The sequence below is a fragment of the Pseudomonas sp. GM84 genome, from assembly GCF_000282535.1.
GTDB lineage: Bacteria > Pseudomonadota > Gammaproteobacteria > Pseudomonadales > Pseudomonadaceae > Aquipseudomonas.
Window position 1 is genome coordinate 1 of sequence record NZ_AKJC01000373.1, and the last position, 749, is coordinate 749.

2 protein-coding genes are annotated in these 749 nt (G+C 66.1%); both read left to right on the plus strand.

Features of this window, described 5'->3' with window-relative positions; genetic code table 11:
• A partial coding sequence (locus tag PMI38_RS25940; protein ID WP_008101089.1) for a helix-turn-helix domain-containing protein occupies positions 1 to 252 on the plus strand: 252 nt, incomplete at its 5' end.
• Positions 249 to 617, plus strand: coding sequence for a hypothetical protein (locus PMI38_RS25945; RefSeq protein ID WP_008101091.1), 369 nt, complete (start codon positions 249 to 251; stop codon positions 615 to 617). The genes PMI38_RS25940 and PMI38_RS25945, both read left to right, overlap by 4 nt.
• Positions 618 to 749 lie beyond the last annotated feature (132 nt).

The window sequence follows — 749 nt, forward strand, 5'->3', positions numbered from 1 at the left end:
GGCCAGGCCCCTGCCGAAGCGGCTACCGCGGCAGACGAGCAGCCGGCACCAAGCGTCAGTTTGCCCGCCTTCAGTGAGGTGGCGCAGTTGCGTCAAGCCAAGGGCATTGCTGCCGAGCAGCTGGCGCGCAATGTCGGCGTCAGCCCGGCCTACCTGGCCATGATCGAATCCGGCGAACGCCAGCCGGATGCGGCGATCCGCCGGGCCCTGGCCTGGCACCTGGGCGTCACCGGCTGGAGCGAACCGTCATGAGCCAGGTCAGGATCAGCCGCCAGCACTGGCAAAGCCTGCTGGACGAGCTTGACCTGGCCCGTCGTCAACGTCATTTGCTGACATACCGAGCGCTGATCGAGCGCTTGCAATTGCCCAGCCCCGCCATGCAGACGCTGACGGCCGCGCTTGAATACCTGGCCGTGCTCGATGCCCGTGCCGAGCAGCCGCTGCGCAGCTCGCTGGTGATCAGCCAGGGCGCCAGCCGCCTGCCGCGCACGGGTTTCTTCGAGTGCGTGGAACGCCTTGGGCGCTTTTCCGGGCCGGTGGATGGCATGGAAGCGGCGTCCTGGCATGCCTCTGAAGTGGTCAGGGTGTTCGAGTACAGTTATCCCGAAATTGCCTGAGCCCCTGGGGGCCCGGCTTTGGTTTTCTATCGCTCATGAGATCGAGCGCCGCCCGCGCGGCGCATCGCGAGCAAGCTCGCTCCTACATTTGTTGCAACGTGCCACGGTCTGTCAGGCCATGGTTGTCCGCTT